At 69.4% G+C, this 14,362-nt stretch carries 15 protein-coding genes; 7 read left to right on the top strand and 8 right to left on the bottom strand.

Annotated features, from left to right (window positions below; translation table 11 throughout):
* Nucleotides 1-85: 85 nt before the first annotated feature.
* Nucleotides 86-526 carry a redox-sensitive transcriptional activator SoxR gene (soxR, locus tag AX744_RS14965; RefSeq protein WP_046748766.1) on the top strand — a complete coding sequence of 147 codons (441 nt, stop codon included), beginning with the start codon at nucleotides 86-88 and terminating at the stop codon, nucleotides 524-526.
* Nucleotides 527-553: 27 nt separating this feature from the next.
* Here the strand turns inward: soxR and AX744_RS14970 are convergent, their stop codons facing one another.
* Together AX744_RS14970 and AX744_RS14975 are read right to left on the bottom strand one after the other, a co-directional pair.
* Nucleotides 554-880 carry an NIPSNAP family protein gene (locus AX744_RS14970; protein WP_046748679.1) on the bottom strand — a complete coding sequence of 109 codons (327 nt, stop codon included), beginning with the start codon at nucleotides 878-880 and terminating at the stop codon, nucleotides 554-556.
* 18 nt (nucleotides 881-898) lie between these two features.
* Entirely contained in the window at nucleotides 899-1,756 is an 858-nt protein-coding gene (locus tag AX744_RS14975; protein WP_082738544.1) for an alpha/beta fold hydrolase, read from the bottom strand.
* 73 nt (nucleotides 1,757-1,829) lie between these two features.
* Here AX744_RS14975 and AX744_RS14980 point away from each other — a divergent pair, with 73 nt between their 5' ends.
* Nucleotides 1,830-2,474, top strand: coding sequence for a TetR/AcrR family transcriptional regulator (locus AX744_RS14980; RefSeq protein ID WP_061017727.1), 645 nt, complete (start codon nucleotides 1,830-1,832; stop codon nucleotides 2,472-2,474).
* Between the two features lie 70 nt (nucleotides 2,475-2,544).
* Here the strand turns inward: AX744_RS14980 and AX744_RS14985 are convergent, their stop codons facing one another.
* Nucleotides 2,545-3,282: a hypothetical protein gene (locus tag AX744_RS14985; RefSeq protein ID WP_061017730.1), complete on the bottom strand. Its 738-nt coding sequence runs from the start codon at nucleotides 3,280-3,282 to the stop codon at nucleotides 2,545-2,547.
* Between the two features lie 118 nt (nucleotides 3,283-3,400).
* Here AX744_RS14985 and AX744_RS21070 point away from each other — a divergent pair, with 118 nt between their 5' ends.
* On the top strand, nucleotides 3,401-3,988 hold the full coding sequence (locus AX744_RS21070; protein ID WP_230977786.1) for a MarR family winged helix-turn-helix transcriptional regulator: 588 nt from the start codon (nucleotides 3,401-3,403) through the stop codon (nucleotides 3,986-3,988).
* A gap of 46 nt (nucleotides 3,989-4,034) precedes the next feature.
* On the opposite strand, the gene AX744_RS14995 is transcribed toward AX744_RS21070, so the two are convergent.
* From AX744_RS14995 to AX744_RS15015, 5 genes are all read right to left on the bottom strand, one after another.
* Nucleotides 4,035-4,586 (bottom strand): hypothetical protein, encoded by a 552-nt coding sequence (locus AX744_RS14995; RefSeq protein ID WP_147251322.1) that lies wholly within the window; start codon nucleotides 4,584-4,586, stop codon nucleotides 4,035-4,037.
* A 99-nt stretch (nucleotides 4,587-4,685) separates the two neighbouring features.
* Nucleotides 4,686-5,603, bottom strand: coding sequence for a cation diffusion facilitator family transporter (locus tag AX744_RS15000; RefSeq protein ID WP_058630809.1), 918 nt, complete (start codon nucleotides 5,601-5,603; stop codon nucleotides 4,686-4,688).
* A gap of 49 nt (nucleotides 5,604-5,652) precedes the next feature.
* Entirely contained in the window at nucleotides 5,653-7,059 is a 1,407-nt protein-coding gene (locus AX744_RS15005; RefSeq protein WP_052748776.1) for an MFS transporter, read from the bottom strand.
* A gap of 82 nt (nucleotides 7,060-7,141) precedes the next feature.
* Nucleotides 7,142-7,651: a DUF3253 domain-containing protein gene (locus tag AX744_RS15010; protein WP_061017734.1), complete on the bottom strand. Its 510-nt coding sequence runs from the start codon at nucleotides 7,649-7,651 to the stop codon at nucleotides 7,142-7,144.
* Between the two features lie 59 nt (nucleotides 7,652-7,710).
* Nucleotides 7,711-8,619 (bottom strand): Lrp/AsnC family transcriptional regulator, encoded by a 909-nt coding sequence (locus AX744_RS15015; protein WP_231728828.1) that lies wholly within the window; start codon nucleotides 8,617-8,619, stop codon nucleotides 7,711-7,713.
* Nucleotides 8,620-8,829: 210 nt separating this feature from the next.
* Here AX744_RS15015 and AX744_RS15020 point away from each other — a divergent pair, with 210 nt between their 5' ends.
* The 4 genes from AX744_RS15020 to speB form a co-directional block, all read left to right on the top strand.
* Entirely contained in the window at nucleotides 8,830-10,167 is a 1,338-nt protein-coding gene (locus AX744_RS15020; protein WP_058630812.1) for an MFS transporter, read from the top strand.
* Nucleotides 10,168-10,219: 52 nt separating this feature from the next.
* Nucleotides 10,220-11,887 (top strand): amidohydrolase, encoded by a 1,668-nt coding sequence (locus AX744_RS15025; protein ID WP_061017736.1) that lies wholly within the window; start codon nucleotides 10,220-10,222, stop codon nucleotides 11,885-11,887.
* Between the two features lie 10 nt (nucleotides 11,888-11,897).
* Nucleotides 11,898-13,544 (top strand): thiamine pyrophosphate-binding protein, encoded by a 1,647-nt coding sequence (locus tag AX744_RS15030; protein WP_061017737.1) that lies wholly within the window; start codon nucleotides 11,898-11,900, stop codon nucleotides 13,542-13,544.
* A gap of 34 nt (nucleotides 13,545-13,578) precedes the next feature.
* On the top strand, nucleotides 13,579-14,362 hold a 784-nt coding region (speB, locus tag AX744_RS15035; RefSeq protein WP_061017740.1), incomplete at its 3' end, for an agmatinase.

Genomic DNA, 14,362 nt, shown 5'->3' on the forward strand with positions numbered 1-14,362 from the left:
GGAGAGCCGCCCGGCGGCGCCGTGTCTCGGCGGCCGCTCGTCACGCTAATACCTCGAGTAAACTCGAGGTCAAGAGGAGGCGATGATGTCTTTGGAGCCCGACGATCTGCTGGCGATCGGCGAAGTCGTGCGACGCTCCGGCGTTCCCGCGACAGCGCTGCACTTCTACGAGCAGCTCGGCCTCATCGCCTCGACACGGACCTCGGGCAACCAGCGCCGCTACCGGCGCCACATGCTGCGTCGGATCTCCCTGATCGTCGTCGCCAAGCGGCTGGGCATCCCGCTCACCGATGTGCACGAGGTGTTCCAGAGCCTCCCGGTGGACGAGCCGCCATCGCAGCGGGACTGGCAGCGGGTGGCGAAGCTCTGGCGCGCACAGCTCGACCTCCGGCGCACACAGCTCGAGCATCTGCGCCGCGAGCTCACGGGGTGCATCGGCTGCGGGTGCCTCTCCCTCAAGGCGTGCCGACTGCTCAACCCCGAGGATGCACTCGCAACGGACGGTCCAGGACCGCGCCGCATCTGACGGCGGGCGCAAGCCGTTCGGGCGCCGTCAGTCCTCCGGATCGAGGTCTGTCGGCAGCAGCGGTCGCATGAAGGTGCGTTCGTAGCGCAGCACGCACCCGCTCTCGTCGCGGATACGGTCCGCCTCGATGAACTGCGGATCGACCCCGAAGCCCTTTCGGTACACCTCGTAGTCAGCGAGCGACGGGAAGGTGAACAGTGCCAGGGCCTGATCGCTCGCTCCCTCGGAGGGAAGGAAGTAGCCGTGATGTCTGCCGCCGTGATCATCGACCAGCCGCATCCAGGCGCGCGCGAACTCTTCGAAGGCGTCGATCTTGTCCGGATCGATCGTGTACGTCACGACGCAGGTGATCACAAGGTCAGGTTACCCCGGTCACCGCATGTGCGGAGAGGCCGTCAGCGCGATGACGGCATCGAGCGTCGCATCCGCCGACAGCACCCTCGTGTGTCCCTGGCCCTCTGTGCGCACCAGACGCGACCGTGCGCCGTGGGCGTCGTGCAGACGGAGCGAATCGTGGTCGGGCATCCTCCGGTCGCCGCGGTCGTGCACCACGAGCAGGGCGGTGTCGGCGGGGAGAGGGCGCTTCACGGCGTCGTATCGTGCGGTGACGGCGGACTGATCCATGTGCAACCTCCTGCGGAATCGCTCCGACAGACGGGCGGTCGTCGCGGCGTCGAGGTGCAGGTCTGTGGCGAACTGTGCGAGGAAGGCGTCGGGGGCGGCGGCGCCGGCGATCACGGCGACGGCCGGAACCGGAACGGTCGAACGGGCTGCGGTCAGTGCCGCCAGCGCCCCGAACGAGTGGCCGACGATCACCACGAACGGCCCGTGCTCGGCCTGCAGCTGCTCGGCCGCGTCGATCCAGTCGCGGATGTCGGTGCTCCGCCCGGACGATGAGCCGTGCGCAGGAGCGTCGAACGCGATCACACGGAACCCCTCGGAGCGCAGTTCCCGCACCAGCGGCGCGAATTGCGAGGCTCGCCCTCGCCAGCCGTGCAGGAGCAGCGCGGTGTGAGGTCCGGTGCCCCATTCGTAGGTGACGACCTCCTGACCGCGTACCGTGAGCCGGCCCCGTCGGGCGTCGGCGTGCGTGGGAGCGTCCGCTTCACTCACCCGCATCCGCGGCGACGTCGTGAAGAACAGTCGATAGGCGATGTCGCCGGCGAGCGTCGGCGAGACAGCGGCGGCGAGCGGGATGCTGCGGGCGAGCAACGCGGGCACGGACGGCATGGAGGCTCCTTCGCCGGAACAATACGAACGATCATACGTATAGTAAGCGAACGATCGTTCGTATACTAGGTGTGTGACCGAGAGCGCTGTTCTGGACGGGCGGAGGGCCCGTGGTGATGCCTCGCGCCGCATCGTGCTGCAGAGCGCGACCGACCTCGCATCGGTCGAAGGGCTCGACGGACTGAGCATCGGGCGGCTGGCTGAGGCTTCGGGGTCGAGCAAGAGCAGCATCGCCACGCTGTTCCAGAGCAAGGAGGGGCTGCAGCTCGCAACCGTCGCCGCCGCCCGCGAGATCTTCTCGGCGCGGATCGTCGAGCCGGCGCGAGTCCATCCGCGCGGGCTGCACCGTCTCGCCGCGCTGCTGCACAACTCGCTGTCGTACTCGCGGGACCGGGTGTTCACCGGCGGATGCTTCTTCGCGGCGACGGCCGCCGACGTCGACTCGAAGTCCGGACCGGTGAGCGATGCGGTGCGGTCGGCGCTGGTCGACTGGTACGGCTATGTGGAGGCCCAGCTGCGTCACGCCGTGGATGCCGGAGAGGTCGAGGCCGACCCCGAGGTGCTCGCGTTCGAGCTCGTCGCCCTGAACGAAGAGGCCAACTCGCGCTCCCTGCTGCTCGATGACGCCCGGCCGTACGCGATCGCCGCCGCCGCGATGCGAGCGCGGCTGCGTGCCGCCGGGGCGACCGAGTCGGCCCTGCTGCTGCTCGACCTCTGACTCTCGGGCGCTGAGAACGCGAAACGCCCCACCCGAGTGTCGGGTGAGGCGTCTCGCAGTGTTGCGGGGGTCAGGCGTCGCGCCCGCGGGTGAATCCCGCATCGAAACCGCGCTCGAAGGCGTGCTGAGCGATCCGCTCCGCACGGTGCGGACCGTGTCCACGACCGCGTCCGTGACCGTGCTCGCCGTGACCGTGCTCGCGGCTGTGCGCGTGCCCGTGCTCGCATGCGTGTTCGCGGTCGAGACCGTGCTCCCGGTTGTGTTCGAAGCCCCGCTCGACTCCCGCGCCGAAGCCACGACCGAAGCCGCGTCCGAAGGGTCGTCCGAAGCCGTGGCCGAATCCGCGACCGTGGCGGGGTCCGCCGAAGCCGTGACGGCGTCCGCGGGGAAGAGGGGTCTCCTCGTCCCATCCGAACGCGCGGGCGATCTTCTCGAGCGAGGCGAGCGTGGTGGCCATGTCCTCAGGGGAGACGGCTTCCTCCACCTTGGTGCGGATGTCGTCGACGATGACGCCGAGGCGATCCTTCGCGGCGCGACCGTCGTCGGTGAGCGCCCAGCCGTCGCCCTCGGGAGAGACCCAGCCGCGCTCGACGAGCCGATGCAGCTTGTGGCCGTTCAGTGGGCGGTCGGACGGGGCGGTGCCGTCGACGATGTTGAGCATGCGCCAGTCGCGACGACTCGCGTGTTCGCCGTCGAAAGCGGCGGCGAACTCGGCCGCCATCAGGCGGTCGGCGGCCTTCAGCCAGTAACCGAAGGGGCGGGAGGTGTTCTGTGGTTCAGAGATGTTCTGTGATTCAGAGGTGTTCATGAGAAGTCCTTTTGTCGGGGTGACGTAGTTGTCAATGTGCATGTGTATGTCACAGTGCATGTACATGTAGTGTGACATGAGATTCCGATGCATGTCAAGTCGCATGTAAAATCACCTCATGGCCACCGAACCGAACGATCCCGCCGAAGCCATCGCGCAGGCGCTGTCCCGTCTGCGCGGACGGCGTCCCGGTGAGCGCGGCCCGGGGGGAAGAGGCGGTCGCGGTCACGGCAGCCCCCACGCGTGGCAGGACGGCCCGCACGGCGGCCCCGGCGAGGGGCACGGTGGCGACGATCCGCACGACCACTTCGCGCATCACCGGGGTCATCCCGGGATGCCGCCCTGGATGTCCGACCCTTCGGGGCGTCTCGGCGGCCCCGCCCGCATGCGTATGTTGGAGGCGCTCGCCTCCGCCTCCACCCCGCTCAGCGTCAGCGATCTCGGCGCGGCCATCGGGGTCGACCAGCCCCGCGCCTCACGGCTGGTTCAGCAGGGTGTCGAACGCGGATTCGTGCGCCGCGAGGCCGACCCCGACGACGCACGGCGCACCCGCATCGCGCTGACCGACGAAGGACGCCGCCTCGCCCGCGGCATGCGCGGCGAGCGTCGCGAGATGCTGACGACCGCGCTGACCTCGTTCACCGAGGAGGAACGCGTCGAGCTCGCCAGACTGCTCAACAAGCTCGCCGACAACTGGCAGCGCTGAGGGGAGCCTCGAAGCGGCGGCGTTAGCGGCTGAGTTAGCGGCTGAGCTAGCGGCGGAGGCCCGCGACGTCGGCGGCGACGTCGATGACGGAATCCACCGGGATCGCCGTGTCGGCTGATGCCGAGAGCAGCATGCCGGTGGCCACGATCGTCACCGTGCCGCGAGGGGAGAGCAGCTGAACCGAACCCACCTCGCCGAGAGTTTCGCCGTCGCCCAGCAGCAGCACCCGTCCATCGAGAGCTGCAGCGCGCGGATCGTCGATCGCCCCCTGGAGCGTGCTCAGCTCGTCCGTGCTCCAGGTCGTCTCATCGATGCCTACCGCGAGGGAGGCGTAGTCCTCGAGAGCGGTGGACGCGGAGGCCACCGCGTCGTTGATCCAGACACAGGTGGTGCCGGAGGCGTCTTCCGAGGAGTCGTCGGGCGAGAAAGCGAAGCCCGCGGTGATCGGCGCTGCGAGCGGCTCGATATCCGCGCAGGTGATGACGGGGTCCGCCGAGTCCGCAGGTGCCGCCGTCGGCGCGCCGGCATCGTCGGCCGGTGCGGAGCTCTGGTCGGCGGGAGCGGAGGAGCAGCCGGCGAGCAGCAGCGTGGCGGTCACGGCGATAAGGCTCAGGAGCGGGGGAGTCGTCGGGCGCACAGCCCCGATCCTGCCACACCTCGCTTCGCCGGTTCTCGCGGTCGCACGGCCGGCGCAGGCTCAGGCCGACGCGAATCCCACCGACGGCTCGTCGTCTACCGATAGGGACAGCACAGCGGTCTCGACCGCGTCGTGCTGCTCGATCCGCTGCTCCAGGTCTCGCAGCTGCCGCGCCACGTCGTGCTCGCGCGCATCGCCGGCGAGGTCGACCTCCGCCACGATGAAGAGTCGATTCGGACCGACGTACTCGATGTGCAGGTAGGTCACCCGCTCGACCTGCGGCAGGCCCAGCAGGGCGCTCCCCACCCGCGCGCGCAGTTCCGGTGCGGCGGTCGCGCCCACGAGGAAGGCGATGTTCCGCCGGATCAGGATGATCGCCACCACCCCGAGCAGGACGCCGACGAGGATCGAGCCGATGGCATCCCAGGCGGCGACGCCCGTGATCTGGTGGAGGAGGATCGCTCCGCCGGCGAGCACGAGTCCGATGAGTGCGGCGGAGTCCTCGAAGAACACGGCGCGCAGTGTGGTGTCGCTCGTCTCCAGCACGAAGTCCCAGGTCGACGAGCCGCGCTCCTTCGCGAGGCGGCGGGATTTCACCATCGCCTGCGTGAACGATGCGCCCTCGAGCACGAACGAGACACCCAGCACGATGTACGCCACGGTCGGGCTCTCGACAGGGCCGGTGTCGGACAGTTCCTGGATGCCGTGCATGATCGACACGATCGAACCGGCGGTGAAGATCCCGAATGCAGCGATCAGCGACCACACGAAGGCGTTGCGACCGTAGCCGAGCGGATGCCGCGCATCCTTGGCCTTCGCCCCGCGGCGGTCGGCGATGAGGAGGAACACCTCGTTCCCCGCGTCGGCCCACGAGTGCGCCGCCTCGGCCACCATCGACGCCGACGAGGTGATGATCGCGGCGACGGTCTTCGCGATCGCGACGAGGATGTTGGCCAGGAAGGCGAGGATCACAGTCACGCGGTCAGGCTACTCCCGCCCCGTGGCTCACGGTCTCCGCAGGACTCTCTCAGCGTGGAGCCTTGACGGGGAGCAGGAGCAGGAAGCCGGCGATCAGCACGACCACGATGCCCAGGATTCCGTAGGCGGTCTGGCTCGTCAGCACGATCAGCACGGTCCAGGCGCCTGACGCCATCCAGCTCGCCGCGCGCCCGGTCGTGGCGTAGAGACCGAAAATCTCGCCCTCGCGTCCGGCCGGCGTCACTCTGGCGAGGAAGGATCGGGCGGCAGCCTGGGCGGGGCCCACGAAGGCGCACAGGATCAGACCGCCGACCCAGAACACCATCACGCCGGCGTCACGGAGGAAGAACACGGCGAGACCCGCGACGATCATCGACCCGATCGAGGCGAGGATGATCCGCTTCGGTCCGAGCCGGTCGTCCAGCCGGCCGGCGGCGATGGTCGAGATGCCGGCGATCAGGTTCGCGGCGATGCCGAAGATGATGATGTCCTGCGCGCCGAACTTGAACACCGCGGTGCCGATGATGGCGCCGAACGCGAAGACGCCTCCCAGCCCGTCACGGAAGACCGCGCTCGCCAGCAGATACCAGAAGGTGGGCCGCGTCTCCTCGTTGCGGTAGAGACCTGCGACGTCCTTCACCAGCAGCGGATACGAGGCGAAGAAGCCGACCTTGCGCTCCGGGCGGCCGAGCGACGGCTCCGGCACGTTCAGGAAGATCGGGATGCTGAAGATGATCGCCCAGACGGCGCATCCGACGGCGATCAGCCGGTAGGCCAGCCCGTTGTCGGTCGACATGCCGAACCAGTCGAAGGTGTCGAGCACGACCACGATCACGAGCGCGATGATGCCGCCGAGGTAGCCGAAGCCCCAGCCGAGGCCGGAGATGCGACCGACGTTCTTCGGGTTCGCGATGCCGATGAGCATCGCGTTGGAGTTCACCGCCGCGATCTCCTGGAAAACCGTCGCGGCCGAGATCAGGGCGACGCCCAGCCAGAACAGGCTCGGCATCGGCTCGACGAACCAGAGGCCGAGCATGCACAGGATCAGCGCGCCGGTGCCGATCCCGAGCCAGAGCTTCTGACGCCCCGCCGCATCCGCGCGTTGGCCGAGGACGGGCGCGAGCAGCAGGATGCCGAAGGCCGCGATCGTCGAGCCCAGACCGAGACCGGACGCGAGGTCTGCCTCCGCGGCGAGCCGGACCGGATCGTCCACGTCGAGCGACGCGACCTCGGGCGGGAGGAAGCCCTCGCCCACGAGATAGAGCGCCGTGAACACGAACGTGAGGATGACGGTGTTGAACGGCTGCGTCGCCCAGTCCCACAGCGCCCACGAGTAGACCTGCTTCTTCGGGGCGGGCGTCTCGCCGCGCAGGTCCAGGCCGACGACGGCCACGGCGCCGCTGTTCGCGGTCGCCACGGGCTCGGGCACGGCGCTGTGCCCCTCGGTTTCGCTCATTCTCGAAGTCTGGCGGTGCCGGGTGAACGCCCGGTGACGGCGCGCCGCGCGGTGCGGCGCGGAAACGTGGTGGTGGGGCTCGTCAGAGGGCCGGCCCGCGGCGGATGCGGACCGGACCACGGGCCTCGTCGATCCGGACGGCCTCCCCCTTCTGCGTCACGACGATCTCTCCGCTCTCTGCCAGAGCCGCGGCCACGCGTCGGACGTCGGGCATCCGTGAACGCCAGGACTCCCCGCCGATGGCGCGGGCCACGTCGCTCGGACAGATCGATGACTCCGAGCGCTTGCGGGTGAGGGTTCGGATGGTGGCGGCGATCCGATCGTCCGCGGCTTCCGGCAGCGGTTCCTCCCACCAGGGCACCCCGCGTTCGCCGAGTGCGGTCTTGGCGTCGTGCACCCGGCGACGGGCATCGTCGTCCGAGGTCTTCACCGCTCGCCGCGCGGCCATGAGCTCATCCACCAGTTCCTGTCGCAGCGTGTCGGGGATCGACGGATCGCTCGCACGCCAGCGTCGCCCGTTCACGACGATGTGGTGCCCGTCTGCCGTGCGCTCGGGACCGGACTCCGTCGCGGAAGACTCCTCGCTGCTCATGCGGGCAGCCTGCCCCTGTCGGGCCACGTCCTCCATCCCCTTGACGCAGGGGCCGCGCCTCAGTCCGTCCGCAGTGGACGCAGCGTGCGGGCGTAGTCCTCCTTCAGCACGGCGAGGTGCAGCCAGGCCTCGATGCGCGTCACTCCGGGCAGCGCACGCAGGCGTTCCAGGCTGGCGTAGAGCGCGCCGGCCGAAGGCTCGACCAGAGTGGCGACCGCGTCGAAGCGGCCGAGCGTGCGCGCGGCGAAGTCCACCCCACGGCCGCGACGCAGCTCGTCGATCACGGCGTCGTCGTCGTCTCCGAGGGTCATGCCCACCCCCATCGACAACTGCCGGTGCGCGAGTCCGCGCGCCTCGACCGCGCTGATCTTGATCACGCCGGCATCGATCAGCCGCTGCACCCTGGTCGCGACGGCCGAGGGGGAGAGGCGCACCTCTTCGCCGAGCGCGCGGAAGCTCTTGCGCCCGTCGGCCTGCAGCTGCTCGATCAGCGCCTCGTCGATCGCGTCGAGGGTGACGCCGCCGTGATACTCCGACACGAAGAAGCCCTTGATCACGGTCGAATAGATGATCGTGCTGATGTCGAGCACCCCGTCGATCGCTCGGATCAGGGCCAGCAGGTCGTGCAGCTCCGACATCGACCCCACGCGCACTTCGGTGACCACGTCGTGCGCGCCGCCGACCGCCGACACCAGCACGGTCTCGCTCATGTCGCGCAGGTGCTCCGCCACGAGCTCGACCGATCCATCGGTGCGGATCGAGACGTGGGCGAGGACGTGCTGGCCGAGGAACACGGGGTCGACGGCGGCGACGACACGCACGGTGCGGTCGGCGAGCATCGTGCGCAGTCGCGCGGCGACAGCGGCTCTGGACTGCCCGAGCCGCTCGGCGAGGGAGAGGATGCTCGCCCGGCCGTCTTCCTGCAGCGCGCGGATGAGTTCGGCGTCGAAATCCATGGTTCCGCTCATTTCGTCAGTTTCCTGCGATCGCACGCTTCACCGTGCGCAAGTTCAGTGTAGAAGAGGTGATCACCGTCGGGAAGGCGCGCATTGCACAGATGCGCGATCATATATCCAGTGAATCCCCGTTATCGCTGGAGTTCTGCCCTTGCCGACGGGCCCGCACCTCCGTAGCATCCTTCGCTATCCGACATCTTCCGCAAAGGAGCGGGCATCCCCATGACCACTACCCCCACCAGCGGCACCCACAGCCGGGCGCGCCGCGCCGGCATCGCCGCCTTCGTCGGTACCACCATCGAGTGGTACGACTTCTACGTCTACGCCACCGCCGCGGCGCTCGTCTTCGGTCCGCTGTTCTTCCCGAGCGGAGACCGGCTGGCCGAGACCGCAGCGGCCTTCGCGACCTTCGCGGTCGCCTTCCTCGTCCGGCCCCTCGGTGGCATCATCTTCGGTCACATCGGCGACAAGCTCGGCCGACGCACGTCGCTCGTCATCACGCTGGTGATGATGGGCGCGGCCACGGTGCTCGTGGGCTGCCTGCCCACCTACGAGAACATCGGCATCCTCGCCCCGATCCTCCTGATCCTGCTCCGTGCCGTGCAGGGCCTCGCGGTCGGTGGCGAGTGGGGTGGCGCGGTGCTCATGAGCGTCGAGCACGCCCCCGAGAAGTCGAAGACCTTCTACGGCGGCTTCACGCAGCTCGGCAACCCGGCCGGCGCGCTGCTGGCATCGGGCATCTTCGCGATCATGACCCGGATGGGCGACGACTTCATCATCAACGGTGGCTGGCGCATCCCGTTCCTGCTGTCGATCGTGCTGGTCGGCGTCGGCTTCTGGGTCCGTTATCGCGTCGAGGAGACCCCGGTCTTCGAGGCGAAGGTCGAGGGCCGCAAGCAGTCGATGCCGCTGGCCTTCGCGCTGCGCACCAACTGGCGCCCGATCCTGCTCGGCATCGGCATCCTGCCCATCTCGACCGGCGGTTACTACCTGGCCACCACCTTCGCCACGGCCTATGCCACCGGCGACACGGTCGCGATCAGCGAGCAGGTCATCCTCGATGCCATGACGATCGCCTCCTTCGTGGAGTTCGTCGTGACCCTCCCCGTCGCCTGGCTGGGCGACAAGTGGGGGCGGAAGAACGTCATGTACATCGGTCTGATCACCTCGGTGCTCACCTTCGTGCCGTTCCTGCTGATCCTGCCCGGACGCATCGAACCGCTCATCTTCCTGTTCGCCTCGCTGGTGCGCATCGCGATGAGCGCCACCTACGCACCGATCGCCGCCCTGCTCTCGCAGATGTTCCGCCCGCAGGCCCGCTACACCTCGATCGCCCTCTCCTACGGTGTCGGCGCAGCGGTCTGGGCCGGATTCTCGCCGTGGTTCGCGACGCAGCTGATCGCCTGGACGGGCAGCATCTGGTCCGTGATCGCGATGTTCATCGGCATGGCCCTCATCGCCGGAATCTGCACCCGCCTCGCGCCGCAGCACTCCGACGAGGCTCCCGTGACGGCGTCCTTCACCGCGCGTACGGACACCACGGCGAACCGGCTGCCCTGACCGGCGCCGCCACCTCCGCTTCCCGTACGCCACGACCGCGAACAGGTTCCCCATGAGAAAGCTCACCCCCTTCGACCGCTCGGCTCAGACGGCTCCCCTCCTCCTGAGCGCGCACGCCATCCATACCGCGGATGACGACGCCACCACGGCGACGGCGATGTTGACCGATCGCGGGCGCATCCTCGCGATCGGTACCCCCGCCGAGTGCGAGGCGGCGGCGGAGGGGGTGGGCCTCTCGCCCGAGCGCATCGATCTCGGCGACGCCGTGATCGTCCCCGGCTTCGTCGACGCGCACGCGCATCCGCTCATGTTCGGGCAGATGATGAGCTGGGTCGACTGCGGCCCCGAGAAGGCGGGCAGCATCCCCGAGATCGTGAGGCTGCTGAAGGCGGCGGCCGCCGAGCTTCCCGAGGGGCGCCCGGTGCGCGGCTACGGCTACGAGCAGCGCAACCTCGCCGAGAAGCGCCACCCCACCCGGTTCGAGCTCGACGAGGTCGCCGCCGACCGCGAGGTCTACCTCATGAACGCCTCGGGTCACGGCGGTGTGGTGAACTCGTACACGCTCGCCATCAACGATGTTGACAGGGACACCCCGAACCCCGACGGCGGAGAGTTCTTCCGCGACGCGGACGGCGAGCTCACCGGGGAGCTGTCGGATGCGGCCTGCAACATCCTCACCGGCGTCCACGGGGTGAAGATCGGCCACCACGGTCCGAACTTCCACCTGGCGGACGAGCCGGAGGAGCACCTGCGCCAACTCGACGCGGCGACGCAGCGGTTCCTGGCCGGGGGAGTGACCTCGATCGGCGACGCCCAGGTCACCCGTCGCGAGTTCGACATGTACCTGCGCCTCGCCGAGGCCGGGCGCCTGGAACTGCGCGTGTCGATGTACCTGCTGTCGCACCTGCTCGACGAGGCGCTCGAGATGGGTCTCGTCGGACAGTTCGGCAACGCGCACCTCAGCTTCGCCGGCATCAAGTTCTACGCCGACGGCACGCTGGGCGGCTGGACCGCATACTTCCCTGACGGCTACGTGGGCGATCCCTGCCGCACTGGCCAGCTGTACCACGAGCCCGCCGAGTACGAGGGGCTCATCCGCAAAGCGCACGCCGCGGGGTTGCAGACCGCGACCCACGCCCAGTCGCCCACCGCGATCGAGATGGTCGTGTCCGCGATCGAGGCCGCGCTCGCCGAGCACCCCGATCCCGACGCCCGTCACCGCATCGAGCACTGCGGCCTGCCGACTCCCGAGCAGATCGAGCGGATGGCCGCCTCCGGCATCCGTCCGGTCAACCAGACCCAGCACTACTTCAACTGGGGCGAGGGTGTGGAGGAGGCCATCGGCACTCCGGGCGAGCGCTTCAACCCGCTGGGCGAGTTCGAGCGCGCCGGCGTGCCGTTCACGATCTCGTCCGATGCCCCGGTCGCCGAGCCCATCCCGCTCGAAGCCATCCAGACGGCCGTGACCCGAGTCACGCGCCGGGGGCACAAGCTCGGGCCGGACGACCTGCGCGTCTCGGCGCTCGCAGCTCTGCGCGCACACACGATCGAAGGTGCCGTGTCGATCGGCCGCGAAGACGATCTGGGGTCGCTCGAAGTCGGCAAGTACGCCGACTTCGCGGTGCTCTCCGGCGATCCGCTGGCCGTTCCCGCCGAGGAGATCTCGGCGATCACGGTGCGCGAGACCTGGGTCGACGGCGTCCGTCGTCACCGAGTGTGAGGATGATCCGATGAGCAGCGACACCACAGCGGCAGAGCAGTACGCCGACACCGCCGGGCGCGCCGTGCTGGAGACGATCCGCGCGTACGGGGTCACCGCGATCTTCGGCATCCCCGGCACCCACAACCTCGAGCTCTACCGCCCGCTCGCCGACCTCGGCATCCGCGCGGTGACGAACCGTCACGAGCAGGGCTCCGGCTACGGTGCCGACGGGTGGGCCCAGCAGACCGGCCTCCCCGGAGTCGTGATCACGACCTCCGGTCCCGGACTGCAGAACGCCATGAGCGCGATCGGCACGGCCTTCTGCGAGTCGCGCCCGCTCATCGTCCTCTCGCCGGGAGTGCCACTCGGTGCGGAGTTCGCCGACGTCGGCACACTGCACGAGACGAAGGACGCGACGGCGATGGTCGCCGCGATCGCCGAGTGGTCGCGGCGGGTGACCAGCGCCGCCGAGGCGGTCGAGGCCGTGCACGATGCGTTCCACCTGTTCCGCACCGGCCGTCCGCGCCCCGTTCACATCGAGATCCCGCTCGACGTGCTGGAAGCGCCCGCCGACGTTCCCGCCGAGGCGCGGCAGCCGCGTCCGGTCCCTGCGCGGGTCTCGGGTGAGTCGGCTGCGCTCGCCGAAGCGGCCCGGCTACTGGCAGAGGCGAAGACCCCGGTGATCGTCGCCGGTGGGGGAGCCGTGGATGCCGCGCACGAGGTCACCCTCCTGGCCGAGCGCCTCGGAGCCCCGGTGCTGACCACGCTGAACGGCAAGGGCGTGGTCGACGAGCGGCATCCGCTCTCGCTCGGGTCGAACCTTCGTCTCGCCGCGGCCCGCGCGGTCGCGGAAGATGCCGACGTGCTGCTCGTGGTCGGCTCGAAGCTCGGCGAGGCCGAACTGTGGGCGCCGCGGCTCGAAGCCCGCGGGGCCGTGGTCATCCGCATCGACATCTCACCGGCCCAGCGCGACAAGAACCTGACCGCGACCGTCGGTCTCACCGGCGATGCGGCTGCCGTGCTGGGGGCGCTGCTCTCCACCCTCCCCAACGACTCCGCGCTCCCTGATCTCCTTGCCGAGGGCCGCTCACCGCAAGACCTCGCCGTCGCACGCGCGGCGATCGACGCCGAGATGCGCGCGACCGCCCCCGACACGGTGGCACTGGCTGAGATCATCGTCGAGGCCCTGCCCGACGACGCGATCGTCGCGGGTGACTCGTCCCAGATCGTCTACATGGCGCTCGGCAGCGTGCTGTCGTCGGCGCATCCGCACTCCCTGCTCTACACCCCGACCTACGCCACCCTCGGCTACGGTCTTCCGGCAGCGATCGGTGCCGGAGTCGCGCAGACCGAGCACCCGGTCGTGACCGTGATCGGCGACGGCGCCCTGATGTTCTGCGTGAACGAGCTGGTGACGGCGGTCGAACAGCGCCTCGACATCACGATCGTGTGCGTCGACAACGGCGGGTATGCCGAGATCCGTCAGAACGAGGTCGACCGCGGCATGGAGCCGATCGGCGTCGACCTGGTACAGCCCGACTGGGCAGCGCTCGCCTCGGCCTTCGGCGCGACCGGGCGGCGGGTGGAACGCCGTGACGACATCGCATCGAGCATCCGCGCCGCGATCACCGACGGGGGAGTGCAGCTGGTGCACATCCCGCAGAGTGCGCTCTGAATCCCTCGACATCCCCGACGAACAGGAACGAGCAATGACCGACAACATCGGCCCCATCGACGCCTCCGTGAACCCGCGGTACTCCGGCATCGCGACCTTCGCCCGGCTGCCGCGTATCGAAGACGTGCCGCGTGCGGACATCGCCGTCGTCGGCATCCCCTTCGACTCCGGTGTGAGCTACCGACCGGGCACGCGCTTCGGCCCGTCGCACGTGCGGGAGTCCTCGCGGCTGCTGCGCCCCTACAATCCCGCCCAGGACGTGTCGCCGTTCGCGATCGCGCAGGTGGTGGACGCCGGTGACATCCCGGTCAACCCGTTCGATCTCACCGAGGCCGTGACCGAGGTCGAGCGCGCGGCGCTGGCGCTCGGCGAGCAGGTGCAGCGCATCGTCACGATCGGCGGCGACCACACGGTCGCTCTGCCACTGCTGCGTGCGGTGGCGGCGAAGCACGGGCCCGTGGCTGTGCTGCACTTCGATGCGCACCTCGACACCTGGGACACCTACTTCGGGGCCCCCATCACGCACGGCACTCCCTTCCGACGCGCGAGTGAGGAGGGGCTGATCGACCTCACCGCGAGCTGCCACGTCGGCACCCGTGGCCCCCTGTACTCCAAGCAGGACCTGGAGGACGACGAGCGCCTCGGCTTCTCGATCGTGTCGAGCGAATACATCGAGGAGCACGGGGTCGAGGCCGCCATCGCCCGCATCCTGCAGCGCATCGGCGACAAGCCGCTGTACGTGTCGATCGACATCGACGTGCTCGACCCCGCCCACGCGCCCGGCACCGGCACCCCCGAGGCGGGCGCGTGGGCGGGGT

The organism is Microbacterium sp. CCH5-D1, assembly GCF_001557335.1.
Classification (GTDB): domain Bacteria; phylum Actinomycetota; class Actinomycetes; order Actinomycetales; family Microbacteriaceae; genus Microbacterium; species Microbacterium oxydans.